The sequence below is a fragment of the Bradyrhizobium sp. USDA 3397 genome, assembly GCF_054060965.1.
In genome coordinates this window covers 5,845,946-5,872,220 of record NZ_JBSSDS010000001.1, presented here as the reverse complement: position 1 = coordinate 5,872,220, position 26,275 = coordinate 5,845,946, and the positions used below count along the sequence as shown (strand labels likewise).

At 65.0% G+C, this 26,275-nt stretch carries 19 protein-coding genes; 12 read left to right on the top strand and 7 right to left on the bottom strand.

What is annotated here, in order from left to right; all coding sequences use genetic code 11:
- Window positions 1–257 precede the first annotated feature (257 nt).
- Window positions 258–1,244: a glycosyltransferase gene (locus ACVWYQ_RS27125; protein WP_275510744.1), complete on the top strand. Its 987-nt coding sequence runs from the start codon at window positions 258–260 to the stop codon at window positions 1,242–1,244.
- 221 nt (window positions 1,245–1,465) lie between these two features.
- Here the strand turns inward: ACVWYQ_RS27125 and ACVWYQ_RS27120 are convergent, their stop codons facing one another.
- Complete coding sequence (locus ACVWYQ_RS27120; protein WP_456726560.1) at window positions 1,466–2,494, bottom strand: glycosyltransferase family 2 protein; 1,029 nt, start codon at window positions 2,492–2,494, stop codon at window positions 1,466–1,468.
- A gap of 322 nt (window positions 2,495–2,816) precedes the next feature.
- On the opposite strand from ACVWYQ_RS27120, the gene ACVWYQ_RS27115 reads away from it, so the two are divergent.
- The 5 genes from ACVWYQ_RS27115 to ACVWYQ_RS27095 all read left to right on the top strand — a co-directional run bounded on the left by ACVWYQ_RS27115 (window position 2,817) and on the right by ACVWYQ_RS27095 (window position 8,645).
- On the top strand, window positions 2,817–3,617 hold the full coding sequence (locus ACVWYQ_RS27115; RefSeq protein WP_157283098.1) for a class I SAM-dependent methyltransferase: 801 nt from the start codon (window positions 2,817–2,819) through the stop codon (window positions 3,615–3,617).
- A gap of 282 nt (window positions 3,618–3,899) precedes the next feature.
- Complete coding sequence (locus tag ACVWYQ_RS27110) at window positions 3,900–6,275, top strand: Wzz/FepE/Etk N-terminal domain-containing protein (protein ID WP_404545679.1); 2,376 nt, start codon at window positions 3,900–3,902, stop codon at window positions 6,273–6,275.
- Complete coding sequence (locus ACVWYQ_RS27105; protein WP_404545677.1) at window positions 6,268–7,071, top strand: WecB/TagA/CpsF family glycosyltransferase; 804 nt, start codon at window positions 6,268–6,270, stop codon at window positions 7,069–7,071. Before ACVWYQ_RS27110 ends, ACVWYQ_RS27105 begins: the two co-directional genes overlap by 8 nt.
- 19 nt (window positions 7,072–7,090) lie before the next feature.
- Entirely contained in the window at window positions 7,091–8,083 is a 993-nt protein-coding gene (galE, locus tag ACVWYQ_RS27100; protein ID WP_404545675.1) for a UDP-glucose 4-epimerase GalE, read from the top strand.
- A gap of 220 nt (window positions 8,084–8,303) precedes the next feature.
- Entirely contained in the window at window positions 8,304–8,645 is a 342-nt protein-coding gene (locus ACVWYQ_RS27095) for a hypothetical protein (protein ID WP_157283101.1), read from the top strand.
- Here the strand turns inward: ACVWYQ_RS27095 and ACVWYQ_RS27090 are convergent.
- Together ACVWYQ_RS27090 and ACVWYQ_RS27085 are read right to left on the bottom strand one after the other, a co-directional pair.
- The gene (locus tag ACVWYQ_RS27090) at window positions 8,619–12,731 is read right to left on the bottom strand and encodes a bifunctional diguanylate cyclase/phosphodiesterase (RefSeq protein WP_404545673.1); all 4,113 of its coding nucleotides are present in this window, start codon (window positions 12,729–12,731) and stop codon (window positions 8,619–8,621) included. The genes ACVWYQ_RS27095 and ACVWYQ_RS27090 overlap by 27 nt on opposite strands.
- A 245-nt stretch (window positions 12,732–12,976) precedes the next feature.
- Entirely contained in the window at window positions 12,977–13,432 is a 456-nt protein-coding gene (locus ACVWYQ_RS27085; protein ID WP_404545671.1) for an Lrp/AsnC family transcriptional regulator, read from the bottom strand.
- 152 nt (window positions 13,433–13,584) lie between these two features.
- Here ACVWYQ_RS27085 and ACVWYQ_RS27080 point away from each other — a divergent pair, with 152 nt between their 5' ends.
- Complete coding sequence (locus tag ACVWYQ_RS27080; protein ID WP_456726559.1) at window positions 13,585–17,034, top strand: indolepyruvate ferredoxin oxidoreductase family protein; 3,450 nt, start codon at window positions 13,585–13,587, stop codon at window positions 17,032–17,034.
- 75 nt (window positions 17,035–17,109) lie between these two features.
- On the top strand, window positions 17,110–18,531 hold the full coding sequence (gene iaaH / locus ACVWYQ_RS27075; protein WP_456726558.1) for an indoleacetamide hydrolase: 1,422 nt from the start codon (window positions 17,110–17,112) through the stop codon (window positions 18,529–18,531).
- Between the two features lie 81 nt (window positions 18,532–18,612).
- On the opposite strand, the gene ACVWYQ_RS27070 is transcribed toward iaaH, so the two are convergent.
- The gene (locus tag ACVWYQ_RS27070) at window positions 18,613–19,632 is read right to left on the bottom strand and encodes a DUF3616 domain-containing protein (protein WP_456726557.1); all 1,020 of its coding nucleotides are present in this window, start codon (window positions 19,630–19,632) and stop codon (window positions 18,613–18,615) included.
- Between ACVWYQ_RS27070 and ACVWYQ_RS27065 the strand changes: the two genes are divergently transcribed.
- Window positions 19,625–19,969, top strand: a complete 345-nt coding sequence (locus ACVWYQ_RS27065; RefSeq protein WP_271545912.1) for a hypothetical protein — start codon at window positions 19,625–19,627, stop codon at window positions 19,967–19,969. The genes ACVWYQ_RS27070 and ACVWYQ_RS27065 overlap by 8 nt on opposite strands.
- On the opposite strand, the gene ACVWYQ_RS27060 is transcribed toward ACVWYQ_RS27065, so the two are convergent.
- Window positions 19,953–20,864, bottom strand: coding sequence for a LysR family transcriptional regulator (locus ACVWYQ_RS27060; protein ID WP_157283105.1), 912 nt, complete (start codon window positions 20,862–20,864; stop codon window positions 19,953–19,955). The genes ACVWYQ_RS27065 and ACVWYQ_RS27060 overlap by 17 nt on opposite strands.
- Window positions 20,865–21,069: 205 nt before the next feature.
- Between ACVWYQ_RS27060 and ACVWYQ_RS27055 the strand changes: the two genes are divergently transcribed.
- From ACVWYQ_RS27055 to ACVWYQ_RS27045, 3 genes are read left to right on the top strand one after another with little or no spacing between them, the layout of a single operon-like run.
- A complete protein-coding gene (locus ACVWYQ_RS27055) occupies window positions 21,070–22,251 on the top strand; it encodes an HlyD family secretion protein (RefSeq protein ID WP_456726556.1) in 1,182 nt (393 codons plus the stop codon).
- Window positions 22,252–22,255: 4 nt separating this feature from the next.
- Window positions 22,256–23,866, top strand: coding sequence for an MDR family MFS transporter (locus ACVWYQ_RS27050; RefSeq protein WP_271545916.1), 1,611 nt, complete (start codon window positions 22,256–22,258; stop codon window positions 23,864–23,866).
- A gap of 26 nt (window positions 23,867–23,892) precedes the next feature.
- Window positions 23,893–24,354: a carboxymuconolactone decarboxylase family protein gene (locus ACVWYQ_RS27045; protein ID WP_404654746.1), complete on the top strand. Its 462-nt coding sequence runs from the start codon at window positions 23,893–23,895 to the stop codon at window positions 24,352–24,354.
- A gap of 136 nt (window positions 24,355–24,490) precedes the next feature.
- Here ACVWYQ_RS27045 and ACVWYQ_RS27040 read toward each other — a convergent pair whose 3' ends face one another.
- A complete protein-coding gene (locus ACVWYQ_RS27040; RefSeq protein ID WP_456726555.1) occupies window positions 24,491–25,351 on the bottom strand; it encodes a D-amino-acid transaminase in 861 nt (286 codons plus the stop codon).
- A 185-nt stretch (window positions 25,352–25,536) separates the two neighbouring features.
- Window positions 25,537–26,268, bottom strand: a complete 732-nt coding sequence (locus ACVWYQ_RS27035; RefSeq protein ID WP_128266202.1) for an amino acid ABC transporter ATP-binding protein — start codon at window positions 26,266–26,268, stop codon at window positions 25,537–25,539.
- Between the last annotated feature and the right edge of the window lie 7 nt (window positions 26,269–26,275).

Below are 26,275 nucleotides of genomic sequence, written 5' to 3'. Positions count from 1 at the left end.
ACGGGCACGGGATTCCATCCGCGGCATTCCGATGCGTATTCTCGCACGGGATAGGCCGCCGCACTCTTCCAAATTTGCCACAGGCTTAATGCCAGCGGCTTAACGTTATTCTACGAAACCGGCGGCACGCGAGCCTTCTCGGCAACCGCTCGAGCGCAATGCGAGTATCATGCGCGCACGCCGGACTTGCAGATCGCCAGCGTTACCAGCGCGGCACATGGGTCCTGGTTAACGGATCATTAAAGGCGAGCCGTAGCTTGATCACCGCTGAAGAGGTTCTTGAACTGCCAGCCGCCTCCCGCGCGGCAGCGCCGGCGCGCTTTCCGCTTCAGGTCGGCTCGACCACATCGGTATCGGTCGTCATTCCCGCCAAGAACGTTGCGGCCTATGTCGGCGAAACGCTCGCCAGCGCACTGGCGCAGCGCGAGGTGACCGAGGTGATCGTCGTAGACGACGGCTCGGACGACGAAACCGTTGCGATCGTCCGCGGCATGCGTGACCCGCGGCTGCACTTGTTCCACAACGATTCCGCGGGCGTATCGGCCGCACGCAATCTCGGCGCAAGACAGGCAAGCGGCGAGTGGTTGCTCTTCCTCGATGCCGACGACCGCCTGCGCCCCGGCGCGGTGGCGGCGCTGCTCGCTGCAGCGCGTGGCGCGCCGCGCGCCGTTCTCGTCTATGGCGACTACAACACCATCGACAGCGAAGGCCGCCAGATCGGCCGGCGCGGCCTCCTAAAGGGGCGCCGGAAGCCGTCCGGAGACGTGCTGACGCGGCTCGCCGCCGGCAATTTCATCGTCAATGGCGGCATCGCGCTCGCACGCGCGGAAGCTTTCCGCGCCATCGGCGGCTTCGATACGTCCCTCAAATATTGCGAGGACTGGCATTGCTGGTGCCGCCTCGCTGCGATCGGGGAGTTCGCGTTCGCGCCGGAGCTGCTGCTCGATTATCGTCTTCACACCGCCAACACCATGAACGCCGCGGTCCGGACGCCGAAGGACTTCTTCCCGGCCATCGCGCGGGTGTTCGATGACGGATTGATCCTGGCGAGATTGCCCGAGCACATGACAGCCGGGCTGCGCCTTGCCGCCGAGATTCATCTCGTCACCTACTCGGCGATGCAGGCGGTCCGCTTCGGCAGATATCGCCAGGCGTTCGCTTATCTCGCGATGATCGGCCGGCAGTCGCTCAAATCGCTGCCACGCTCGGCAATCCGGGTCGCCTTCGCCCGTTTCGGTATCTAAAGCGGAATGGCTTTAAGTCGAATCGCTTGCCACGGGCTCGTTGCAACCTCTCCCGCTTGCGGGAGAGGTCGCGCCGAAGGCGCGGGTGAGGGCTTTCTCCTCTAGGGGGCTATCCCATTGCGGAAACACCCTCTCCCCGGCCCTCTCCCGCAAGCGGGAGAGGGAGTGCACTTACCTTGTAGCAATCAACCCGATCTCATCACGCTCTAGTCGTCGCCGCGTCAGGACGCGATCTTCGAGGCCTCGTAAGGCTTCGGCTCAAGGCCGAGAGCCGCCAGCGCGGCGCCAGACGCAACCATCACCGGATGCATCGCGACGACGGCTTTCGACGACGGCAACAAGGCGGCGGCGCGAAGCAGCGACAGCGGCAAACGGCCCAGCATCTGCGCAAACACCCGCGCCCGCGCTGCTGCGCTCGGGGCGGCCTTGTACTGCACACGATAATTGATCGCGCCGATGCGCAAGCCGCGCTTTGCGATCCAGCCGAGGCTGGTGCGGCTACGCGGCACGGTCTCGGTGATGACGGCTTCCGCCGTCCAGTGGAACAGCATGCCGGCGTCACGGCACCGCACGAAGAAATCGCAATCTCCCCCGCCGAGAAAATTGAAGCGCAGGTCGAACGCGGGACGGTCGAACCGCTCAAAGGCGGCACGCGTGATCAGGCAATTGCCGCAGCCGTAGATCAGCGGCACCGCACCGCTGTAGTCGTAGGCTGGACAGAAGGCGGGATGACGCGAAAGCCAGGGCTTGCTGTCGTCGTCGAAGACCGGCAGCACCGGCCCGCCGACCACGTCGGCGCCGGTCGCCTCCGCGGTGCGGACCATCAGCTCAAGCCAGTCGCTTGATGCGATCTCGTCGTCGTCGATCATCAGGAAACGGGTCGCGGCGGGAAACAGCTGTTGCGCCGTCTCGAAGGCAGCATTGATCGCCTGGCAGTTCCCCTGCCGCTTCTCGATGAGGCAGACGCCCTGGAGCCTTCCAGCGGCCAGAAACTCCGCGGCAACCGGCGCGCTTTCGCGCCGCACCGCATCGTTCTCGACCATGACGACGGCAAAGGAGCGCGGGGTGCGCTGGTTCGCGAGCGACTCCAGCGTCAGGCGCAGGTGTTGCGGACGACGGAAGCACGGGACACAGACGACGATGCCGACCGAGAGGTCGATGACGCGAGAGCTCGCCACGATCTCCCGGTTGGAATCGCGCACGGCATCCGGGATGCGTGCTGCAGACAGGTCTGTCGGGATCAATGTCATGAGGTCTAGATGTCCGAGATGTATTGAAGAATCCCTGCTTCGATCGCGCGTCCCACGACGGCACATCGCCGCGGGACAGATGCGTCTCAAAATGAACGGCTGCCGCGCGGTACATAGCCACCATGTTCGCCGCGCGTCATGCTGCAATCGGCGGTCCATGCGCCGGCAACGCTCCAACATGAACAATACCGTAGTTAATGCGCATGCGCATTAACCGGGCCGTAAGCACTGCGACCGGTGAGACGGTGCGGCATCGGATTTGCTCTTCGGGCAGGCGCATTTTTTCCTGTAAATTTGAATAGAACAAGCGCGGTCAGAATCCATGAACAAGCCAGCACCGATCGATTTCGCGACAGCCACGGCGATCCAATTCCCCGCGGCTGCACCATATGCCGAGGCGCTCCATGATCTCGTTCCCGGCGAAGCCCGCGACAGCCTGCTCGCCGTCCACGACGTGCTGTGCCGCGAGCTGCCGCAGGGCCGGCTCGCGATCTATGAGGCGGGCGGCGGCTCGTGCAGCGTTCTGCCACCGGACTTGCTGAGCCGCAGCAAGGTCACCGTGGTCGACATCGACGAGGACCAGGTCCGCAACAACACCTACGCCGACGAGGCGATCCTCGGCGACGTCCAGACCTACAGCTTCGCCCGCGAGACCTTCGATCTCGTGATATGCTACAACGTGATCGAGCACTTGCCCCATGTCGACGCCGCGCTCTTGAACTTCCGCGATGCGCTGAGGCGGGGCGGGATGATCCTGATCGGCGCACCGAATCCGCGCTCGCTCTCCGGGTTCGTCACCAAATATTCGCCGCACTGGTTTCACGTCTGGTTCTACCGGCATATCCGCGGCATCAAGGACGCCGGCCTGCCCGGCGAGCCGCCGTTCCCGACGTTCTTCCATCCGCTGGTGACGCTGCCCCGGCTGGAAGCATTCGCAGCCGCCAACGGCCTCGAGATGATCTATCGTCGTGAAGTCGAAAGTCCGCGCTATCCCGAGATGCGCCGGCGCAAGCCGCTGTTTGCGGCCCTGGTCGACGCCGGCGCCGCGGTGCTCAACGCCGTGCTGCCGCGCGGCACCGACGTCCGCCGCGGCGACTATCACGTCATCCTTCGGAGGATCTGACGGCGATGGCACGTGCGCGGCCCATCAAGGGACGAGCGACGGCTCGCGGCCATGCTGCGCGCGGTAACGAACCGTTAAGGAGCGGGTATCGCGAGATTCACAGGAAGGCGCCGAGGGATGGCATGCGCTTAAACGCTTTGTTTGCCATTTCGGTGAATAGTCCCTCAATGAGTATGGTTAATTTTCCCTGTTGCGTTGATCGGACACCTATATCCCGGGTGCGTGGCGTAAAGCGAAGAGTAACCCCTCAGCCCGCGGCACTTGGAATGAAAGCTGGGGATCATGCTTGATTATAACCAGCCGATCGATCGAGCCGGACCGGAGGCCGCGCAACGGAAGCCTCAGGCCGGCTTCAACGTGCTGGAGCTCGCCAATCTGCTCTGGCGGCGGAAGGTCGCGATCGCCGCGGCCGCCCTGCTCGGTGCGGCGCTTGCCGTCACGATCGGCAAGAGCGTGACGCCCCGCTACACCGCCACCGCTCAGCTCTATGTCGACCCGCGCGAGCTTCAGCTCGTCGACCGCGAGCTCACGCCCCGGGCCCAGGACGTCACCGGCATGGCCATGGTGGTGGAGAGCCAGGCGCGCTTGATCACCTCCAACAGCGTGCTGCTCCAGGTGATCCAGCAGGCCGGCCTCGACAAGGATCCGGAATTCGGAGGCGGTGAGGCTGGGAGCCTGATGTCGTCGCTGCTCGGCCTGATCGGCCTGCAACCGCGCGCGCCCTCCGCTGCGGAGAAGAGGGAAGTGGAGCTCGCGGCGCTCGATGCGTTGAACAAGCACATCGCGATCCGCAAAACCGAGAAGAGCTTCATCGTCGACATCGAGGTCTGGTCGACGAATCCCGCCAAGGCGGCGATGCTCGCCAACACGCTGACCAATGCCTATCTCGCCGAGTCCCGCAAGTCGCAGGCTTCGGCGGCACGGCGCGCCACCAACGATCTCTCCAGCCGCCTGAAGGAGCTGCGCGACCGGCTGCGTAACGCCGAGACTGCGCTGGCGACCTACAAGGCCCAGAACAATTTCGTCGGCACCCAGGATGCGTTGATTAGCGATCAGCAGCTCTCCGCCAGCAATCAGCGGCTTTCCGCGGCCCGCGCAGCGACGATGGACGCGCAGGCGCGGCTCGACCAGATCGAGGCGAGCCGCCGCACCGCTGCCGATGCCGGCGCGATTCCGGAGGCGCTGCAATCGCCGACGATTGCGAATTTGCGCGCGCAATATGCCGATGCGCGCAAGAAATATGCGGAGCAGGCCGGTGAGCTCGGCCCGCGCCACCCGGCGCTGCGTCAGACCGAGAAGCAGGTCGAGGATCTCAAGCGCACCATCAACGAGGAGATCGACCGCTTCGCCCAGTCCGCCAAGAACGATCTGACGCGCGCCCGCGATTTCGAGGCCTCGCTCAACCGCGCGCTGGAAGCGCAGAAGCGGCAGAGCGTCCAGCTCAGCCAGGCCGCCGTGCGCCTGCGCGAGCTCGAGCGCGAAGCCGATGCCAGCCGCGAGGTCTATCAGTCCTTTCTCAAGCGCTCCCGCGAGACCGAGGAGCAGGAGAGCCTGAACACCTCGGCCGCCCGCGTCATCGGCGAGGCGACGGTGCCGCAGCGGCGCTCGTTCCCGCCGGCCATGAGCCTGTTCGCCATGATCGGCTTCATCTTCGGGGCGATCGCGGCGTCGAGCTGGTTCGTTGTGGCAGATTTGCTTTTCGCCGGCGCAGCCGCGCCCGGGACGCCGACACCCGCCCGGCGTGAGCGCTCGCCGGCGCCGCAGACGTCCCGAGCTCCGGAGCTGCCGCGCGCTGCGGAGGTTGCTCCGCCGCGGCAGGCCCCGCGCGTTCCTGAAGCAGCGCCATCGACGCCGGAACTTGCCGCGCCCCCGCTGCAGCCTTCGATGGTCGAGCAGCCAGTGATCGAGAAGCCGCTGATCGCACGCTTCCAGGAGGCCGACGTCATCCATACGCTCGGCGCCATCCTTCCCACCGGCGGCGGCGTCGATCTCACGCGGCTGGGTTGGCCGACGCTGCGCCCCGGCTTTCCCATGACCAGCTTGCTCAACGCCTGGCGCGACATGCGCGCCGCGGTGACGCGCCGCGCCGGCGGCAAGGCGATGCCGGTCGTCGCGCTCGTCGGCACCGGCAAGACCAGCGGCCGCAGCGTGGCCGCGCTGAACTTCGCGCTGGCGGCCGCACGCGACGGCGCCCGCGTGCTGATGATCGATGCCGACCATCAGGCGCGCTCGCTCACGAACAGGGTCATCCGTCCCGGCAAGAGCGAGTCGAGCAGGCTCGGCTGGCTCTCGATCGGCAGCAAGGACGCGCGCGAGATCAAGACGGTCAACGGCATCTCGGTGCTGCCGGCCGCCGAAGGCGACGCCGGCAAGGCCGCCGATGCCATCCACAAGGCGATTGCGCAGGCCCGTTCAGCCGGCGGCTATGATCTCGTGATCCTCGACGGCCCGGCCATTCCGCTCGCGGCCGGCGGCCGCAAGCTGCTTGAGGACATCGACTCGCTGGTGGCAGTGCTGCCGACCAGCCTCGACGTCAACGACAGCCTGGAAGAAATCCTAGCCGCGCTCGGCCCGGCCGAGCGCAAGCTCGTCGGCGTCGTGCTCGACGAGCTCACCCCTGCAATGCAAACGCGCCAGCGAGGCAGACAATATGCTTGAGCGCCGCGTCAACCTCGACGGACGGGCAGCAACTGCCGAGGTGCCGAGAATCACCGTCGGCGGACTTCGCATGGCCGCGATCGACCTGGAAGAGACCGCCGATTTCATGATCGAGGCGACGAATCCCGACCATCGCATCGGCCGTCCGCTGTTCCTGACCTCGGCCAATGGCGAGGTGCTGGCGCGCTGCTCGACCGAGCCGCAGACCGAGCAGCTGTTCCGTGCCGCCGATCTGATCAACGCCGACGGACAGCCGCTGGTCGCCGCTTCAAAGCTGCAATCCTGGTTCCCGCTGCCGGAGCGCGTCGCAACCACGGACCTGTTCCACGTCGTCGCGCGCAAGGCCGAAGCCGCCGGCCGCACCTTCTACATGTTCGGCGCAAGCGAGGCCGAGAACGCCGCGGCGGTCGCGAACGTCCAGAAAATGTATCCACGTCTCAAGATCGTCGGGCACAGCCACGGCTATCTGCGCGGCGAGGCGCTGCGTGCCAAGGTCGAGGAGATCAACGCCCTGGCGCCGGACTATCTGTGGGTCGCGCTCGGTGTGCCCAACGAACAGGCATTCGTGAAGGAATTTACGCCGCATCTGACCAATGTTGGCGTCATCAAGACATCCGGCGGATTGTTCAACTTCTTGTCAGGCAGCCGTTCCCGCGCGCCGCAATGGATGCAGAAGATCGGGCTCGAATGGGCCTGGCGCACCTTGCTCGAGCCGCGCCGTCTGCTCTGGCGTTATTTGACCACCAACCCCCGCGCGCTCTATCTTCTCTTCAGCCGCAACCGGCCCCTCCATTAAGAGAAGAGCAGAATACGACATGACCGACCGACCGACCGTCCTCGTCACCGGGGGCGCTGGCTATATTGGCTCGCATGCCTGCCGTGCATTGTCCGCCGCCGGCTACCAGCCCGTCGTTTATGACAATCTCTCGACAGGTCATCGCAGCTTCGTATCGGGCCCGCTGGTGACGGGCGATCTGCTCGACGGCGCGGCCCTGGCGCGCGCCTTCGCCGACCACAAGATCGCGGCGGTGATGCATTTCGCGGCGGCGAGCCTCGTCGGGGAATCCATGACCGACCCGCAGAAATATTACATCAACAACGTCCAGGGCACGCTGTCGCTGCTGCAGGCGATGCGCAACGCGGGCTGCCATCGCATCGTGTTTTCCTCGACCGGCGCCGTCTACGGCAACGCCGATTCAAAGGCGCTGCCGGAGGACTTTCCTTGCGCGCCGATCAATCCTTACGGCGCGTCGAAATTGATGATCGAGCGCATGCTCGCCGACTACCGCACGGCCTACGGCTTCGGCGCGTTCTGCCTGCGCTATTTCAACGCCAGCGGCGCCGATCCGGCCGGTGGTATCGGCGAGCTGCGCGACAACGAAACCCACCTCATTCCCCGCGCGATGATGGCGCTTCAGGGCCATGTCGAGTTCGCGGTGTTCGGCGACGACTACGACACGCCCGACGGCACCGCGATCCGCGACTACATCCACGTCACGGACCTTGCGGCGGCGCATGTGGCGGCCTTGAGGCTCTTGGAGCAAGGCCACGCCGGCGGCAGCTTCAATCTCGGCACCGGCTCCGGCTTTTCCGTGCGCGAGATCCTCGACGCCATCAGGCTGGAGACCGGGCGCGAGGTGCCGCACACGGTCAAGCCGCGCCGCGCCGGCGATCCCACCTTCCTGGTCGCCGATCCCTCTGCTGCGAGAAAGGTGCTGAACTTCGTGCCGCGTCACTCCGACCTGCCGACGATCGTCCGCACGGCCTGGGCCTGGCACCAGAAAGCGCATCCGTTCAGGCCGCGTTAGGCAGCATATTGCTCCTTGCCGGTGGGCACCTTCAACCGCTAAAGAGAATGAAGAGACTATGACAGCCGCGCCGGCCTCTTTTCCGGCCGTCGCTTGCTTGTGGTATGGCCCCGATGGGCCGGCATACGGCCTCCGAGAGACGCCGTTCTTCAAAACTTCACGACCACGACCGAGTGCGCGCATCGGCCTGGTTTCAGGCGCGACAAGGAGCACCGAGCGAATGCATCAGGCCGCAAGCCTGCAATTCGAGCGCGTGGTGAACGAGTTCGCCCGCTGGCTCGCCGTGCCCGAGGACGAGCGCTCGCCGGCGCCGGCTTGGTGGTGGGGACCCGCGATCGCGGTGCTCGACGTGCGCCAGCCGATGCCCGGTGCGTGGTCGCATGCGCTCGGCCTCGAAGACGGATCGACCTTTGCAGAGGGCGCGTGTCTGCTCCTCGCTCTGTTCGAGGATCAGACCTCGGTGTCTTGGCCGGAGGATTTTCCGCGCAAGGCAGACACCAAGGATGACGAGATTCGCGAGCTGCAGCCGCAGCCGTCAGACGACAGTGCGTTTCAGCCGTGACGCAGCTTCCGTGACTGCAGCGTCCTGCTCCGGCTGCAGCGGCGGCGCGACGGGCAGCGCCATGGGCCGCAGCAGCTCGCTCATCTGCCGCGCCGGCAGCGGCTTGGAGATCAGGAAGCCCTGCATCTCGTCGCAGCCATGGGCGCGCAGGAATGCCTCCTGCTCGGCGTTCTCGACGCCTTCGGCGACGACGGTCATGCCGAGGGCCTTGCCCATGCTGATGATCGCCTGCGCGATGGCCTGATCCTCCGAATCTTGCGGCAGATCGCGCACGAAGGAGCGGTCGATCTTGATGGTGTCGATCGGGAAGTGCTTCATCAGCGACATGGACGAATAGCCGGTGCCGAAATCGTCGATGGCGAGACGGATGCCGCGGCTCTGAATGGAGTCGAGCACCTTCAGCGCGCGGCCGACATTGCGCATCATCATGCTCTCGGTGACCTCGAGCTGGAGCAGCACGGGCGACATGCCGGAGGCCGCCAGCGCCTCGTCGACGTCCTGCAACAGATGCTCGTCGGCAAACTGCCGCGGCGACAGGTTGACCGCCATCGACAGCGGCAGCAGGCCGCGGCGCTGCCAGGCCATGGCCTGCGCGCAGGCCTCTTTCAGCACCCAGCGGCCGATCGGCACGATCAGCCCGGTTTCCTCCGCGAGCGGAATGAACTGTGCCGGCGAGACATTGCCGAGATCGGGATGCGTCCAGCGCAGCAGCGCCTCGACGCCCGTGATCTGCCCCGTCGCCATGTCCACCTTGGGCTGGTAGTTGAGCGAGAACTGCTCGCGCTCCAGCGCGCGGCGCAGCGCGCTCTCCAGCGACAGCCGCTCGATCGATTGCGTCTTCACCTCGTTGGAGAAGAAGCGATAGCCGTTCTTGCCGTCCTCCTTGGCGAGGTACATCGCCATGTCGGCGTTCTTGGTCAGCGTCTGGGCGTCGGAGCCGTTGGCCGGATACATCGCGATGCCGATCGAGGCGGTGGAATGGCACTCGTGGCCGGCCAGCTGCATGGGCTCGGCGAGCGCGGCGAGCAGCCCGGTGGCGATGCGCTGGACGTCCTCGATCTCGCCGCACTGGTCGAGGATCACCACGAACTCGTCGCCGCCGAGGCGCGCGACCACGTCGCTCGCTCGCAGAGCGCCGCGCAAGCGGTTCGCCACTTCGAGCAGGAGCAGGTCGCCGGCCTCGTGACCCAGCGAATCGTTGATGACCTTGAAGCGGTCGAGGTCGATGAACAGCACCGCAAAGCGGTGATCGTGGCGTTGCGCCGCATCGATCGCCTCGCGCAGCAGGGCGTTGAAGGTCTCGCGGTTCGGCAGGTCGGTCAGGCTGTCGTGCGAGGCGAGGTATTCGATGCGCTCGTCGGCCTTGTTCTTCTCGTCGGCGCGATCGAAGTTCTCCATCGCGAAGGAGACGTTGTCGGCGAGGCGCTGCAACAGCTCGACGAATTCGGGCGTGAAGGTCGCCGGTTCGGTCGACATGTAGATCATGACGCCAACCGCCTGGTCGTGCACGATGAGCGGAAACGCGGCGCCCGACCGCGCGCCGTCCCCGCGCACGATGGGGTGGAAGACACGGACGCGGTCGTCGTTGAGATAATCGTTGCTGATGCAGGGCTGGCGCGTGCGGAACGCCGTGCCGCTCATGCCGCGCCCTTCCGGCCGATCCGGATCGATGGAGAGACGGACATTGCGCGTGGTGCCGGCGGAGGGACCTGCGGCGGCGACGATCTCGAGCTGGTCCGTGCCGGATCTGGCTAGGGCAATCGTGGTCGAGGTGAACTTGGCGCCGTTCGATGCCGCAAGGCAGACGAGGTCAAACAGCTCGGCGCGCGACTTCGCGCGCATGATCGCCTCGTTGGTCGCACTCAGCGCCGCGAACATGCGCGTCAGGCGCTCCTTCTGCGCTTCGGTGCGGGCCTTCTCCTCAGCGCGCTCGAAATTGTCGAGTGCGAAGGAGACGTTCTCCGCGAGGCGCCCGAGCAGCTCGACCAGATCGGGCGTGAACGTATTCTCTTCCGGTGCGAGGAAGAGCAGAATGCCGATCGGTTCCCGTCCCGCTCTCAGAAGCGGGAAGCTCGCCGCAGCCCGCGTTCCATCCTCGATGGCCTTTGCGCGCCAATATGCGGAGCGCGGCTCGTTCAGATAATCGTTCATCACACTGGGCCGGCACGTCCGCAGCGAGGTGCCGATGATGCCCTGGCCTTCGGGATGATCGGCGGAAATGATGCAGGTGCGCCCGGTCATACGCTCCTGCAGGCGTCCCTTGACGGCAACGACGCGGACGAGCTCGCGCGCGTCGTCGATGATGCCGATCGTCGCCGAGGCGAACAGGTCGCCGAGCACGGCCGCCTGGCAGGCCGCCTCGAACAACTCCTCGCGCGTCTTGGCGCGCATGATGGCTTCGTTGGTCGCGCTCAGCGCCTCGAACATTCCGCTCAGACGATTGCGCTGCTTGTCCGCCCGCGCCTTCTCGTCGGCGCGGTCGAAACTTTCGAGCGCGAAGGCGACGTTGGCCTGAAGCTTGCGCAGTAGCTCGACAAGCTCCGGGGTGAAGGTGCCGCGCTCCGGGGAGTTGAACAGAAAGACGCCCTCGACCCAGTCGCCGTTGAACAGCGGCAAGGCCGCGGAGGACGCGATGCCGTTGCGGCGGGCACTGGCCTGCCACGGCGCAATGCGCTCGTCAGCGAGCACGTCGTTGCTGACGGCGGGCTGGCGCGTGCGAAACGCGGTGCCGGTCAAGCCGCGCCCTTCGGGCACCTGGTCGGAGGTGGAGAACGTGAAGTTGCGAACCTGATCCGCATTCGGCCCGTAGCAGGCGACGACGCGCAGCAGCCCGGTCTGATGGTCGACCAGCGCGACGGTGGCCGAGGTGAACTTTGCTCCCGTTGCGGTCGCCTCGCAGACGAGGTCGAACAGCTCAGCCCGCGACCGTGCCCGCAGGATCGCCTCGTTGGTGGCGCTGAGCGCCGCATACATCCGCGCCAGGCACTCTTCTTCGGCGGAGATCCGGGCTTTCTCGGCCTCGCGGCCGAAATTCTCGATCGCGAAGGAGACGTTCTCGGCCATGCGCAGCAGCAGCGCGACGATCTCCTCGTCCTTGGCCCAGGACCGGCTGATGAAGAACAGCAGCACGCCGACGCTCTCGCCGTACCTGATCAACGGCGCGACCACGCAGGCGGCGACGCCGGTGTTGACGTTGGCCTGCTCCCACGGCGTGCCCCTTGTGCGGCTGGCAAGATCGTCCTCGACGATGGCTTTCTGCGTCCGGAACACCTCGCCCGAGATACCCTTGCCGTAAGGATTGTCCGGATCGACCGAATAGCGCGCCTGGGTGACGAGATCGAGGTTCTGCCCGGTGGCGGCGACAGGCTTCATCCAGTGCGAGTCCGGCTCGCGAAGCAGCACGATGGTCGCCAGCGACTTGCCGCTGTGGACCGAAGCGTCGCACACGAGCTGGTATAGCTCCCGCTCGGTCTTGGCGCGCAGGATGGCCTCGTTGGTGGCGCTGATGGCGCCGAACATGCGGTTGAGCCGCCGCGTCGCCCGCTCGCTGGTCTGCCGCGCGGTCTCACGGGCGAAATTGTCCAGCGCGTAGGAAACGTTCGCCGACATGCGCTCGAACAGTGACACCATCTGCTCGTTCAGCGAGTTGGCCTCGCTCCGCGTCACATACAATACGCCGACGCTCTTGCCATTGCAGAGCAGCGGCAGCGCCGCGGCCGCACCGATATGCGCCTTGGCGGCGCCTTCGCGCCACGCCAGCGAGCGCGGATCGTTCAGATAGTCGTTGCTGACGCACAGCTTCTGATCGCGAAACGCCTCGCCGCCGACGCCGGATCCCTCTGGCGTGCCGGCTTCCGTCGTGATCACGATCGAGCGGAGCCGCGCAATGTCATCGCCACAACCGGCCGCGTAGCGCAGCCTTCGGCCGTCCGGCTCGACCAGGAAAACGGCAACGGCCAGAAAATCCCCGCTCGAAAACCCGGCGTCGCAGACCTTCTGGTACAGCTCCTCCGGCGATCTCGCGTACAGGATCGCTTCATTGATGGCGCTCAACGCCGCAAAGGTGCGCGCGAGTGTCGTCGGCACGATCTCAGCTCCCGGGCATTTCTGCCTATTTATCCCGGGGCCTTTATGCGCGGCGATCGCCTAAGTGGTCGTTATTGCGCGGCGCAAACCGTCGATCAAAGTGAACGAGCTGCGAACGAGCGCGACAAAACTGACCGGAATACCGCTGCGAGGTCGAACCGCCCACGAATGGCATGTTCCGTCTACCAGTTTGCAGCCTGTGATGATTTACGGGAGGTTGATATCGCGGTGCCGTAGCACCTCCTTCAAAACGGCAGCGCCACGCTGGTCTTGATCTCCTTCAGCACCACGTTGCTACGGACGTAACGGATGCCGGGGATGCGGAACATGAACTCGTCGAGGAAGCGGTTGTAGGCCGCGATGTCCTGGACGACGACGCGGAGGTGATAATCGGCGTCCCCGGTGGTCGCAAAACACTCCAGCACCTCGCGGCGTTTGGTGACCCTCGCCACGAATTCATCGACGAACTTTGCATCGTGCCGCTCCAGCGAGACGTGGAGGATGGCGGACATCGCAAAGCCTGCCCGTTCGCGCGCGACCAGCGCCGCATAGCCCTGGATGACGCCGCTCTCCTCCAGCGCTCGCACCCGCCGCCAGCAGGCCGAGGTGGACATGCCGACCTCGTCGGCGAGTTGCTGGTTGGTGGCGCGGCCATCTCGCTGGAGATGGGCAAGAATGCGGGTGTCCTGCTCTTCGATCATGGGAGGCTCCAGTTCGAGCAGATCTACCAGATTCGACGTCTGCATGCAAAATTCTACCGAATTTCTATAGCAGAAGGGATAAATAGGTAAGACCTACCGGCGACCCAGGCATAACCTTCCATCACTGGGCAGGATGCCGCGCGAGGTCCGCCATGGACGCCATTCCGTCACTCGACACGTACGAGCTCTCCGATCGCTACGAGCGCGAGGAGGGCCGCGTCTTCCTCACGGGCACGCAGGCCATCGTCCGCATCGCGCTCGACCAGGCGCGACGAGACCGTGCGGCCGGGCTCAACACCGCCGGCTTCATCTCCGGCTATCGCGGCTCGCCGCTCGGTGGCATCGATCTCGAGCTCTGGCGCATCCAGCAGCGGCTCAAGCAGGACCGCATCGAATTCCTCCCCGCCGTGAACGAGGACCTCGCGGCGACCGCGGTGCTGGGATCGCAGCAGGTCGAGACGCAAGGCGACCGCGAGGTCGATGGCGTATTCGGGCTCTGGTACGGCAAGGGCCCGGGCGTCGATCGGTCCGGCGATGCGCTCAAGCACGGCAATGCCTATGGCTCCTCGCCGCATGGCGGCGTGCTGGTGGTCGCCGGCGACGACCATGGCTGCGTCTCCTCCTCGATGCCGCACCAGTCCGACGTCGCCTTCATGAGCTGGTTCATGCCGACGCTGCATCCGGGCGACGTCGGCGAATATCTGGCGTTCGGCGAATATGGCTACGCGCTGAGCCGCTTCTCCGGCATGTGGGTCGGCTTCAAGGCGATCTCCGAGATCGTGGAATCAGGCGCATCCGTCGCGCTGCGCCCGCCGCGCGTCTTCCGCACGCCCGATTTCACGCCGCCGCCCGGCGGCCTGCACTATCGCTGGCCCGATTTGCCGGGCCCGCAGATCGAGGAACGGCTGGAAGCCAAGAAGCACGCCGTCTACGCCTTCGCCAAGGCCAATCCGATCGACCGCCACATCTACGATATCCCCAGCGCCAGCTACGGCATCGTCACCACCGGCAAGGCGCATCTCGACCTGATGGAAGCGCTGCGGCTGATGGGCCTCGATGAAGCGGCCTGTCGCCGCATCGGCATCGACGTCTACAAGGTCGGCATGGTCTGGCCGCTGGCGCTGCACGACGCGATGGAGTTCGTGAAGGGCAAGCGCGAGATCCTGGTGGTCGAGGAGAAGCGCGGCATCATCGAGAGCCAGTTCAAGGAATATTTTTACGATTATCCCGGCAGCAAGCCCGAGCGCATGGTCGGCAAGCACGACGAAACCGGCGCACGGCTGATCTCCTGGATCGGCGAATTGTCGCCTCGCGCGCTCGCGAACGTGCTCGCGCGCCGGCTCGATCCGATGTTTCCGGGTCTCAATCTCGCCGCGCGCGCGGCCGCCCTGATGCCGGAGGCCGCGCGCACGATCAATGTCAGCGGCGCGACCCGCACGCCCTATTTCTGCTCGGGATGTCCGCACAACACCTCGACCAAAGTGCCGGAAGGATCGAAGGCGCTCGCCGGCATCGGCTGTCACTTCATGGCAAGCTGGATGGACCGCGAGACTTCCTCACTGATCCAAATGGGCGGCGAGGGCGTGAACTGGGCTGCTTCATCGCGATTCACCGGCCGCAAGCACGTGTTCCAGAATCTCGGCGAAGGCACCTACTACCATTCCGGCTCGATGGCGATCCGGCAGGCGATCGCGGCCAAGGCCAACATCACCTACAAGATCCTGTTCAACGACGCGGTCGCCATGACCGGCGGCCAGCCGGTCGATGGGCCCGTCAGCGTCCATGCCATCGCCCACAGCGTCCGCGCCGAAGGTGTCGAGCGCATCGCCCTGGTGTCGGACGATCCCGCGCAATTCAGGCCGGCCGACCTGCCATCCGGCGTGACCACCCATCCGCGTGAGGAGATGGATGCCGTGCAGCGCGAGCTGCGCGAGGTTCCCGGCGTCTCGGTGCTGATCTACCAGCAGACCTGCGCCACCGAGAAGCGGCGCCGGCGCAAGCGCGGGCAGATGGCCGATCCCAAGCGCTTCGCTTACATCAACGACCTCGTCTGCGAAGGCTGCGGCGACTGCTCGGTCGAATCCAATTGCCTCAGCGTCGAGCCGAAGGAGACGCCGTTCGGCCGCAAGCGGCAGATCAATCTGTCGTCCTGCAACAAGGATTTTTCCTGCCTCAACGGCTTCTGCCCGAGCTTTGTCACGATAGAAGGCGCGACGCGGCGGAAGAAGAGCGCGAGCCGGATCGATGCGGCCGGCCACGCCGCCACGCTACCCCTGCCCGCCCCCGCAACGCTCGAGCGGCCCTACGATCTCTTGGTGACCGGCGTCGGCGGCACCGGCGTGATCACCGTCGGCGCGCTGATCGGCATGGCCGCGCATCTGGAACGCCGCGGCGTTTCGGTGCTCGACTTCACCGGCTTTGCGCAGAAATTCGGGCCTGTGCTGAGCTACATTCGCCTGGCCGCGAGCCCCGAGGCGCTGCACCAGGTTCGCATCGACCAGGGCGCGGCCGATGCGCTGATCGGCTGCGACCTCGTCGTCAGCGCCTCGCCCAAAGCCTCAGGCACATATCGCCGCGGCACCCGTGCCGCCGTCAATACCGCGGAAATGCCGACCGGCGACGTGGTCCGCTTCCGCGACGCCGATCTCGCTGCGCCAAGCCGCCTGCGCGCGATCGGTCAGGTCATCGGCGAGCACAATCTCGACACGGTCAATGCCAATGCGCTGGCCGAGCGCCTGCTCGGCGATGCCGTCTACGCCAACATCATCATGCTGGGCTTTGCCTGGCAGCGCGGTCTCATCCCTGTTTCATTACAGGCGCTGCTCCGCGCGATCGAGCTCAACGGCGTCGCGGTCGAGCGCAACAAGCAGGCCTTTGCCTGGGGCCGGATCGCCGTTGCCGATCCGGATTTTCTGCCGACCTCGGACAAGCCACCTGAAGCCGAGACGCTCGACCAGATCATTGCCCGGCGCGCCGAGTTCCTCACGGCCTATCAGAACGACGCCTACGCGGCGCGCTACCGGGCGATGGTCGGAAAGGTCCGCAATGCCGAGGCCAAGCTGAACAGTGAGGCGCTGACCGAGGCGGTCGCTCGCGGCCTGTTCAAGCTGATGGCCTACAAGGACGAGTACGAGGTGGCGCGGCTGCACATGCGAAGCGGCTTCCTCGACGAATTGAAGCGCGAGTTCGAGGACGGCTTCAGCATCCAGTACCACCTCGCCCCGCCTTTCCTGAAGTCGCGGCGCGATGCACGGGGACGTCCGCGCAAACGCGCCTTCGGCCAGTGGATTCAGGTGCCTCTGGCCATGCTTGCGCGCTTGAAAGCACTGCGTGGCACGCCGTTCGATCCGTTCGGCTACACCGCGGAACGGCGCGCCGAGCGTGAACTGATCGCCTGGTATGAAGGCCTGATCGAGCGGATGCTGGGCGAGCTCGATGCGGCGCATCTGCCAAATCTCGTGGCGATCGCCAAAGGCCCGATGGATATCCGCGGCTATGGCCCGGTGAAGGACATCGCGGTTGTGAAGGTGAAGGCCGACGTCGAGCGGCTACTCGCCGAACTGGACACGCCATCGCCGGCAAGGATGCTCGCCACCGGTTGACGCGGCGCCGCGGACGCTTCAGCCTCTGCTCCTTAAGGGGCGCTCTGATGGCCTCCTGCAATCGGGTGATGCATCATGGATTTCGACCAGTTGACACTGACCGAGGCCGCGGCCGGCCTCGCCGCCGGGACATTCACGAGCACCGCACTCACCCGGGAAGCCCTGGCCCGCGCCAAGGCCAACGCCGAACTCAATGCCTTTGTCACCCTGGACGAAGCTGGCGCCTTGAAGGCCGCGGCCGCGTTCGACGCGGCAGGCGACAAGACAAAGCCGCTCGGCGGCGTACCTATCGTGATCAAGGACAATATCGAGGTCGCGGGACTGCCCTGCAGCGCCGGCACACCGGCGCTGAAGGATTACATTCCGAAGGCCGACGCGCCTGTCGTGACAAAGCTGCGCGATGCCGGAGCGGTCATCATCGGCAAGACCAGCATGCACGAGCTCGCCTTCGGTATCTCCGGCTACAACACCGCGTTCAAGACCGGCGCCGAGTATGGCGTGCGCAACGCCTATGATCGCACATTGATCGCCGGCGGCTCCTCGTCAGGCACGGGCGCGGCGATCGGCGCGCGGATCGTCGCCGGCGGGCTCGGCACGGACACCGGCGGATCGGTGCGGGTGCCTGCCGCCCTGAACGGATGCGCCTCGCTGCGCCCGACCGTCGGTCGCTACCCGCAAGACGGCATCGCGCCGATCTCGCACACCCGCGATACCGCAGGCCCGATGGCTGCAACCATGGCAGATGTCGCGCTGCTCGACCGCGTCATCGCCGGTGGCGATGCGCTTGCGCCGGCGGATCTGACTCAGGTCCGAGTCGGCCTCGCGAGATCGATGCTAGCCAATCTCGATGCCGACACCGAGGCCGCGTTCCAGGAAGCCGTCGCGAAAATGAAGGTGCAAGGCGTCACGGTCGTCGAGATCGAGATGCCGCAACTGGCAGAGCTCGACGCCCAAGTCAGCTTTCCCGTCGCGCTGTACGAGGCCTATGACGATCTGGTCGCCTATCTCAGGCACACCGGCACCGGCCTCTCCATCGCGGCACTGGCGGAGCAGATCGCCAGCGCCGATGTGAAGGGCACCTATGACGGCTTGGTGATCCCGCGCAAGCTGCCTGGTCCCGACGGCACCCTGGTCGACGCCAAGCCGATCTACGACGCCGCGATAGAGATTGCGCGCCCCGCGCTGCAGGCGCTGTACGCCAGGAGCTTTGCCGACAACCGGCTCGATGCGATCGCCTTCCCGACCACGCCGCGCGTCGCCATTCCCTCCAATCCGGAGTCCAGCAGCCTCGAGAATTTCGGCCTGTTCATTCAGAACACGGACCCCGGCAGCAATGCCGGGATTCCCGGCATCCAGATCCCGATCGCGCTCGGTGCCAGCAGCAGATTGCCGATCGGGCTTGAGTTCGATGGCCCCGCTCGTAGCGATTCCCGCCTGCTCGCGATCGGCATGGCGCTCGAGGCTGCGTTCGGGCGCTTGCCGCCACCGGCTCGCTGACGGACTCCCTCCGGAAATGATCGAAGGTGGCGCCTCGTTCGTTCGGCCGGCCGGACAAGGCGAGGGGAGGTCCGATCCCGTTCATCGTGGTATTTCGATGGGGGTGGGCGTACCTTCCTTATCGCTGTCGAATACGATCAGGACGCGCAGTCCGGCGGAAGTCGCGCCCAACGGCAGTAGTCCCTCCGGCTTTCGCTTTGGATCGAACGGAAGTTCCTTCAATAGCCGTACGGTCTCGGACGCTCCGTCCCAAGAATATATTGCGTAGGCTCCCGGCACGTCCGCACCAGGACCGGCCAGGATGAGGATGCGATCGCCGAACGCGGCGAGATCGCGTACACCCCTGTTGTCACCGAGCGGAAGTCGGAACAGCCGGTGAGTCGTGCTTTTTCGATCACCGAACAGCGCGTCTATCTCTACCGACAGGACGACGGCGCGATTGTCGTTCAAGACGGGCCCCCGGAATCCCGCGAGCAACGTCCGATCGTCCTTGATCGCCACGCCCTCGATGGTCAAGCCGTTCTTCTCCAGCCTGATATCCATGAACTCGAGAAGTGCAGGTTCGGCCGCGATGACCTCTCGCAATTGTCCCGTACGCTCGATGCCCGACGCATTGCCATCTGCCCCCGTCGTGCGGAACCGAACGATCTGGCTGCTTGCGGCAATCCTCGCTCGAATCTTATCGGCATCTTTCTTGGGGTCGAGCTTGTGGTCCTTGTCCCGCGGATGGCCATGCGAGCCGATGACGTAATACTGCCGTTTGGAGAAGGCGATGCCCTCGCCATCAAGTTCGAGCGCCTTGCCATTGAACGTGTTGTCGATCAACTTCACGGGGCTGCCGGCGACGAGCTTGCCGTCGGTCAATTCGATGAATTGAGCGCCCTGGAGATTGTCGTCGATAACGAGGCACGAACGGGGAAACCCATCAGCGGTCGTGCAGGCGATGCCGCTGACATCCTTCGACTTGCCTCCGTCCTTGCCGATCAGCTTGTTCTTGACTGGCCACGCATCGTCGGCCGCAGCAGGAGAAGGCTGCACGCCACTCGCCATCACGAGGCCGAGCAGCAAAGTCGCAATCCATCCTGTTCTGGCAATGGTCATCGAAGCCTCCCTAGAGCGGCAGTCGGGCCAGACCAAGCCATCCAGCTCCATCACAGGGATGTTGCCGCCGATCCCTTGCGAAGCTCTCACGCAAGAGAACGTTGACCGGCTTGCCGCCCGTCGATCCGTCAAACATGGAAGAGCAACAGATGGAAGAGGAGAAGCTAGAAAGCTGGCCTGGACGAAACGTCGTATCAAAAAGGATCGAACCGATTGCCTCGGTCCCAAATACATCATTCATATCTCAGGTTGTATTGTTGCAGACAACTCGGCGATGTCAACACGCTTTCTGCCGCACGTGGAGCCGCCGGTGAACGGTCTCATGAATACGGGTTGATCAGCTTCTGCTGCTCGGCGCTGTGGTGCACGAGCAGGTCGATGAAGGTCCTCACCTTCGCCGACAGATGATGACGATGCGGATAGACCGCGTTCATGGAGAGCTCGACCGTCCGATATTCCGGCAACAGGCGCACGAGGCGGCCGGCTTCGAGATCATCCTGAATGAGGAACCCCGCCATCAGGCAGATCGCGGCGCCCTCCAGCGCGACCTTGCGCAGCGCTTCTCCGCTATTGGTGACGAAGCTGCCGGAGACGCGCACCGAGGCCGGCGTGCCCTTGCGATCGAGGAAGCGCCATTCGTCGCCGAACGGATAGTTCAAGTGCCGACCACAATTGTGCCCGGCGAGTTCGTCGAGCTTTTGCACCCGGCCGTGCTTCTCGATGTAATCGTGGGAGCAACACAGCACGTGGCGCCAGGTGGCAAGGCTCCGCACGATCAGGCTTGAATCCGGTGGCTGTGTCATGCGCAGGGCAACGTCATAGCCTTCCTCGATGAGGTCGACCTCGGCCTCGCCCATGCGCAGATCGATCTTGAGCTCCGGATGGGTCGACAGCAGTTTGGCCGCAATCGGCGCGACGAACGGCACCATGTGCGTGGCGACGTGAATGCGCAGCGTGCCGCGCGGCACCGACTGCAATTCGCTCGCGATGTCGTCGGCCTGTTCGATGTCGGCGAGAATCTGGACGCAGCGGTCGTAATAGGCCTTCCCGATCTCGGTCAGATTGACCTTGCGCGTGGTGCGGTGAAGCAGCCGCACCCCGAGCCGGTCTTCCAATGCCTGCACGTGATTGCTCACCATGGTAGTCGACATGTTGAGCTTGCGGGCTGCTGCGGAGAAGCCGCCGGTCTCGACCACCCGGCTGAACACTTCGAGGCTGGTCAATCGATCCATGGCTTTCCTTGCACTGGGATGTGCGCCTCAGCAGCAATCGCGCGGCAATCGCGCTGGCGTAGCCGCGCGCCTGACCCGGTAGACATCACGAACAGGGGTGACTGCTCAGATTATCCACCCTGAATGGATAATCCTTCCAGAATCTAGCCGATTATCATCCGGGCCAGCAAGACCGATAGTCTCAGCGAGCCGACAGGAGACTGCGATGTCCGAAATGCCCCGCACCGAGACCTTCCAGCAAGCCGCTGAAATCACGCGCGATTACGCCAAGGCGCCGCCCGCTACGCCGGCCCGGAACAGGGTCCGGCGGGCGGCCTTGGTGCTCGCACTGCTCGCAACCACTGCGACCATGGGCTACTACGGACACGATTACTGGGCCAACGGCCGCTACCTCGAATCCACCGACGACGCCTATGTGAAGGCGGACTCCACGATCGTTGCGCCGAAGGTCTCTGGCTACATCGCCAAGGTGCTGGTCGGGGACAATGAGAAGGTTCGGGCGGGCCAGCTGCTGGCCAAGATCGACGACCGCGATTTCAAGGCGGCGCTCGACCAGGCGAAAGCCGACGTCGCTGCCGGCGAAGCCTCGGTCCGCAACATCGACGCCCAGCTCGAACTGCAGCAGCCGATCATCGAACAGAGCACCGCCGACGTCGCAGCTGCAGAAGCCAATCTGAAATTCGCGCAGGAGGAGCGCGCCCGCTACGACGACCTCATGAAGTCGGGCTCCGGCACGATCCAGCGCGCGCAGCAGACCGACGCGGCGCTGCGCGCCAGCAGCGCACAATTGCAGCATGCCAAGTCCGGCCTCGTCGCCGCGCAGCGCAAGGTCGACGTGCTCACCACCCAGCGCGCTCAGGCCACCGCCCAGCTCGAACGCGCCCGGCCGGTCGCGCAGCAGGCGGCGCTGAACCTGTCCTATACCGAGATCACCGCGCCGGTGGACGGCACGGTCGGCGCCCGCAGCTTGCGTGTCGGCCAATACGTGCAGGCCGGCACGCAATTGATGGCGGTGGTGCCGCTCGACGCCGTCTACGTCGTCGCCAATTTCAAGGAGACCCAGCTCACGCATGTGCGGCCGGGCCAGCCGGTCGAGTTGCACGTCGACAGCTTCCGCAACACCACCCTGCGCGGCCATGTCGACAGCCTGTCGCCGGCGAGCGGGCTCGAATTCGCACTGCTGCCGCCCGACAACGCCACCGGCAACTTCACCAAGATCGTGCAGCGCGTTCCGGTGAAGATCGTCCTCGACGACCACAGCCTCACCGGCTTGCTGCGGCCCGGCATGTCCGCGGTGCCGACCGTCGACACCAAACAGGCGGTGCTGGCCGAGCGGGAGACGGCCAAGCGTCTCGCCGGCAGTACGTCCCGCGCGAATGGCGGTTGAAACCATGAGCACGCTCCAACCGACGGTCGACGCCGCTGCCGGCCTCCCCGCCCCCGCTGCCCCCCTCGCGCCCACGGTGTCGACAAAAACCTGGATCGCGGTGATCGGCGCCACGCTCGGCGCCTTCATGGCAGTTCTGAACATCCAGATCGTCAACGCCTCGCTCGCGGACATCCAGGGCGCGATCGGCGCCGGCATCGACGACGGCGGCTGGATCTCGACCTCCTATTTGATCGCCGAGATCGTGGTCATCCCGCTGTCGGGCTGGCTGGCGCAGGTGTTCTCGATCCGCATCTACCTGCTCACCAACGCGATCCTGTTCCTGATTCTGTCCGCGGCCTGCGCGCTGGCGCAGGATCTGTCGCAGATGATCGTGCTGCGCGCCATCCAGGGCTTCACCGGCGGCGTGCTGATCCCGATGGCCTTCACGCTGATCATCATGCTGCTGCCGCGCGCCAAGCAGCCGGTCGGCCTTGCGCTGTTCGCGCTGTCGGCGACTTTCGCGCCGGCGATCGGCCCGACCATCGGCGGCTATCTCACCGAGAATTTCGGCTGGCAATACATCTTCTACGTCAACCTGGTGCCCGGCGCGATCATGGTCGGCATGCTCTGGTACGCGCTCGAGCCCAAGCCGATGAAGCTGGCGCTGCTTCGCGAGGGCGACTGGGCCGGCATCATCACCATGGCGATCGGCCTGTCCGCGCTCCAGACCGTGCTGGAGGAAGGCAACAAGGACGACTGGTTCGGCTCGCCGTTCATCGTCAAGCTCTCGATCATCGCCGCTGTTGCGCTGACGGCATTCCTGATCATCGAGCTCACGGTGAAGAAGCCGCTGCTCAATCTGCGTCTGCTCGTGCGTCGCAACTTCGGCTTCGGCATGCTCGCGAACTTCCTGCTCGGCATTGCACTCTACGGCTCCGTGTTCATCCTGCCGCAATATCTGTCACGCATCCAGGGCTACAATGCCGAGCAGATCGGCATGGTGCTGGCCTGGACCGGGCTGCCGCAACTCGTGCTGATCCCGCTGGTGCCGCGCCTGATGCAGAAGTTCGATGCGCGGATCATCATCGGCGTCGGCTTCGTTCTGTTCGCAGCATCAAATTTCATGAACATTTACATGACCAACGACTATGCCGCCGACCAGCTGCTGTGGCCCAATGTCGTGCGCGCCATCGGCCAGGCGCTGGTGATGGCGCCGTTGTCGGCGGTGGCGACGGCAGGCATCGAAGCGGAGAATGCGGGCTCGGCCTCCGGCCTGTTCAACATGATGCGCAATCTCGGCGGCGCCGTCGGCATCGCGCTTTTGCAAACCGTGCTGTCCAAGCGCGAGCAATATCACTCCAACGTGCTGATGCAGTCGGTCTCTGTTTTCGAGGAGGCCACGCGCACGCGGCTCGAGCAGCTCACGCAATATTTCGTCAATCACGGCGTTCTCGACCGTGCGGACGCCGCGCATCGCGCCTATGTCGCGATCGGCCATACCGTACAGAAGCAGGCCTTCATCTTCGCCTTCAGCGACACGTTCTACTTGCTCGGCATGGCGCTGATCGTTGCCCTCGTCGCCGTATTCTTTCTGAAGAAGCCCGGCCAAGTCTCGGCCGGCGGAGCCCACTAACCCAACCAAAGAAAAGGAGAACGACCATGAAGCCCCGCATGAACTACTACCAGGCCGCGCCCGATACGATCAAAGCGCTGATGGCGCTTGAGCAGCAGATCCAGTCGACGGGCCTTGAGAAATCGCTGATCGAGCTGGTCAAGATCCGGGCCTCGCAGATCAACGGCTGCGCCTTCTGCATCAACATGCACACCGAGGACGCCCGCAAGCGCGGCGAGACCGAGCAGCGCATCTACCTGCTCAACGCCTGGCGCGAATCCCCGCTCTATTCCGACCGCGAGCGCGCCGCGCTGGCCTGGACCGAAGCGGTGACGCTGATCGCCGAGACGCACGCGCCCGACGAGACTTACGAACAGGTTCGCGCGCAGTTCTCCGAGGAGGAGACGGTGAACCTGACCATGCTGATCGGTGCCATCAATGCCTGGAACAGGATCGCGATCGCGTTCCGCGCCGTGCATCCGGTGAAGGTGAAGGCGTCGGTGGCGTAGGCTACAGCGCCGCCTCGGGCGCAGTATTGTAGGGTGGGCAAAGGCGCACTTGCGCCGTGCCCACCATCTCTCCATGAACTCAAGAAAAGGTGGGCACGCTTCGCTTTGCCCACCCTACGGCAGCCGAGTGTGTGGCTCAGACCGCCGTCGCCTTGGCGAAGTCCACGTAGATCTCGCGCAGGCGCGTCGCCATCGGGCCGGGCTTGCCGTCGCCGATCGTCTTGCCGTCGATGGCGACCACTGGCTGCACGAACGAGGATGCGCTGGTGATGAACGCTTCCTTGGCGGCGAGCGCTTCGGCGACCGTGAAGGAGCGTTCCTCGACGCGCAGCTGGCGCTCCTCGGCAAGCGCAATCACGGCCTTGCGGGTGCAGCCGGGCAGGATCGCGTTGGAGTTCTGGCGGGTGACGATGACGTCGTCCTTGGTCAGGATGAACGCCGTGGACGAGCCGCCTTCCGTCACATAGCCATCCTGCAGCATCCAGGCTTCGCCGGCGCCGGCTTCCGCCGCGGCCTGCTTTGCCAGCACCTGCGCCAGCAGCGCCACGCTCTTGATGTCCCGGCGCTCCCAGCGGATGTCGGGCACCGTGATGACATTGATGCCGGTCTTGGCCACCGCGGCGTTGATGATGTCCTTCTCGGACGTGAACATCACCAGGCTCGACTTGACGTCGGCCTTGGGAAACGGGAAGTCGCGCCCCTTGTCGGCGCCGCGCGTCACCTGGAGATAGACGAGGCCGTTCACGAGCTTGTTGCGGGCGATCAGCTCCTTCTGCAGCTCGGTGATGCGCTCGATGGTCTCCGGCAGCTTCAACCTGATCTCGCCGACGGACCGCTCCAGCCGCGCCAGATGCGAAGCATTGTCGACCAGTTTGCCGTCGAGCACGGCCGAGACCTCGTAGATGCCGTCGGCGAACAGGAAGCCGCGATCGAGCACCGAGATCTTGGCTTCCGAGAGCGGGACGAATGAGCCGTTGACGTAGGCGATCGAGTCCAAGGCAGGTCTCCTGGGAGGGGAAGGGATTTGGCCACGGGTATAGGAGATTTGGCGGGCTCGATAAACCCACGATCCGTCATTACGGGGCATTCGCAAGGCGAATGAGCCCGGAATCCATCTCACCGCGGTACTGCCGCATGATGGATCCCGGGCTCGCGCTATGCGCGCCCCGGGATGACGACCGGTTAATGCGACAAAATCTTCGACAAGAACTTCTGTGCGCGGTCGCTGCGGGGCTTGCCGAAGAAGTCTTCCTTCGCCGCGTCCTCGACGATCTCGCCACGGTCCATGAAGATCACGCGATTGGCCACTTTGCGGGCAAAGCCCATCTCGTGGGTGACAACCATCATGGTCATGCCCTCATGAGCGAGGTCCACCATGACGTCGAGCACCTCACTGACCATTTCCGGATCGAGCGCCGAGGTCGGCTCGTCGAACAGCATGACGATCGGATCCATGGCGAGCGCACGGGCGATCGCAACGCGCTGCTGCTGGCCGCCGGACAGATTCGCGGGATACTTTTGCGCCTGTTCCTTGAGGCCCACGCGCTCCAGCAGCTGCATGCCTTTCGCCATCGCCTTGTCGCGCGACCGGTCGAGCACCTTCTCCTGCGCGAGACAGAGATTGTCGATGATCTTCAGGTGAGGAAACAGCTCGAAGTGCTGGAACACCATGCCGACGCGCGAACGCAGCTTCGGCAGGTTGGTCTTGGGATCGTTCACCTTGATGCCGTCGACCAGGATGTCGCCGCTCTGGAACGGCTCCAGCGCGTTGACGCATTTGATCAGCGTCGACTTGCCCGAGCCGGAGGGGCCGCAGACCACGACCACCTCGCCCTTGGTGACATTGGTGGTGCAGTCGGTCAGCACCTGGAAGGTGGGGCTGTACCATTTGTTGACGTGGCTGATTTCGATCATGAGCGGG

What these genes read in the sequence shown, in the direction of transcription:
- ACVWYQ_RS27120 (WP_456726560.1), bottom strand. Translation starts at nt 2,494, where the DNA reads ATGACATTGATCCCGACAGACCTGTCTGCAGCACGCATCCCGGATGCC.
- ACVWYQ_RS27115 (WP_157283098.1), top strand. Translation starts at nt 2,817, where the DNA reads ATGAACAAGCCAGCACCGATCGATTTCGCGACAGCCACGGCGATCCAA.
- ACVWYQ_RS27110 (WP_404545679.1), top strand. Translation starts at nt 3,900, where the DNA reads ATGCTTGATTATAACCAGCCGATCGATCGAGCCGGACCGGAGGCCGCG.
- ACVWYQ_RS27105 (WP_404545677.1), top strand. Translation starts at nt 6,268, where the DNA reads ATGCTTGAGCGCCGCGTCAACCTCGACGGACGGGCAGCAACTGCCGAG.
- galE (WP_404545675.1), top strand. Translation starts at nt 7,091, where the DNA reads ATGACCGACCGACCGACCGTCCTCGTCACCGGGGGCGCTGGCTATATT.
- ACVWYQ_RS27095 (WP_157283101.1), top strand. Translation starts at nt 8,304, where the DNA reads ATGCATCAGGCCGCAAGCCTGCAATTCGAGCGCGTGGTGAACGAGTTC.
- ACVWYQ_RS27085 (WP_404545671.1), bottom strand. Translation starts at nt 13,432, where the DNA reads ATGATCGAAGAGCAGGACACCCGCATTCTTGCCCATCTCCAGCGAGAT.
- ACVWYQ_RS27080 (WP_456726559.1), top strand. Translation starts at nt 13,585, where the DNA reads ATGGACGCCATTCCGTCACTCGACACGTACGAGCTCTCCGATCGCTAC.
- iaaH (WP_456726558.1), top strand. Translation starts at nt 17,110, where the DNA reads ATGGATTTCGACCAGTTGACACTGACCGAGGCCGCGGCCGGCCTCGCC.
- ACVWYQ_RS27065 (WP_271545912.1), top strand. Translation starts at nt 19,625, where the DNA reads ATGGTCATCGAAGCCTCCCTAGAGCGGCAGTCGGGCCAGACCAAGCCA.
- ACVWYQ_RS27070 (WP_456726557.1), bottom strand. Translation starts at nt 19,632, where the DNA reads ATGACCATTGCCAGAACAGGATGGATTGCGACTTTGCTGCTCGGCCTC.
- ACVWYQ_RS27060 (WP_157283105.1), bottom strand. Translation starts at nt 20,864, where the DNA reads ATGGATCGATTGACCAGCCTCGAAGTGTTCAGCCGGGTGGTCGAGACC.
- ACVWYQ_RS27055 (WP_456726556.1), top strand. Translation starts at nt 21,070, where the DNA reads ATGTCCGAAATGCCCCGCACCGAGACCTTCCAGCAAGCCGCTGAAATC.
- ACVWYQ_RS27050 (WP_271545916.1), top strand. Translation starts at nt 22,256, where the DNA reads ATGAGCACGCTCCAACCGACGGTCGACGCCGCTGCCGGCCTCCCCGCC.
- ACVWYQ_RS27045 (WP_404654746.1), top strand. Translation starts at nt 23,893, where the DNA reads ATGAAGCCCCGCATGAACTACTACCAGGCCGCGCCCGATACGATCAAA.
- ACVWYQ_RS27035 (WP_128266202.1), bottom strand. Translation starts at nt 26,268, where the DNA reads ATGATCGAAATCAGCCACGTCAACAAATGGTACAGCCCCACCTTCCAG.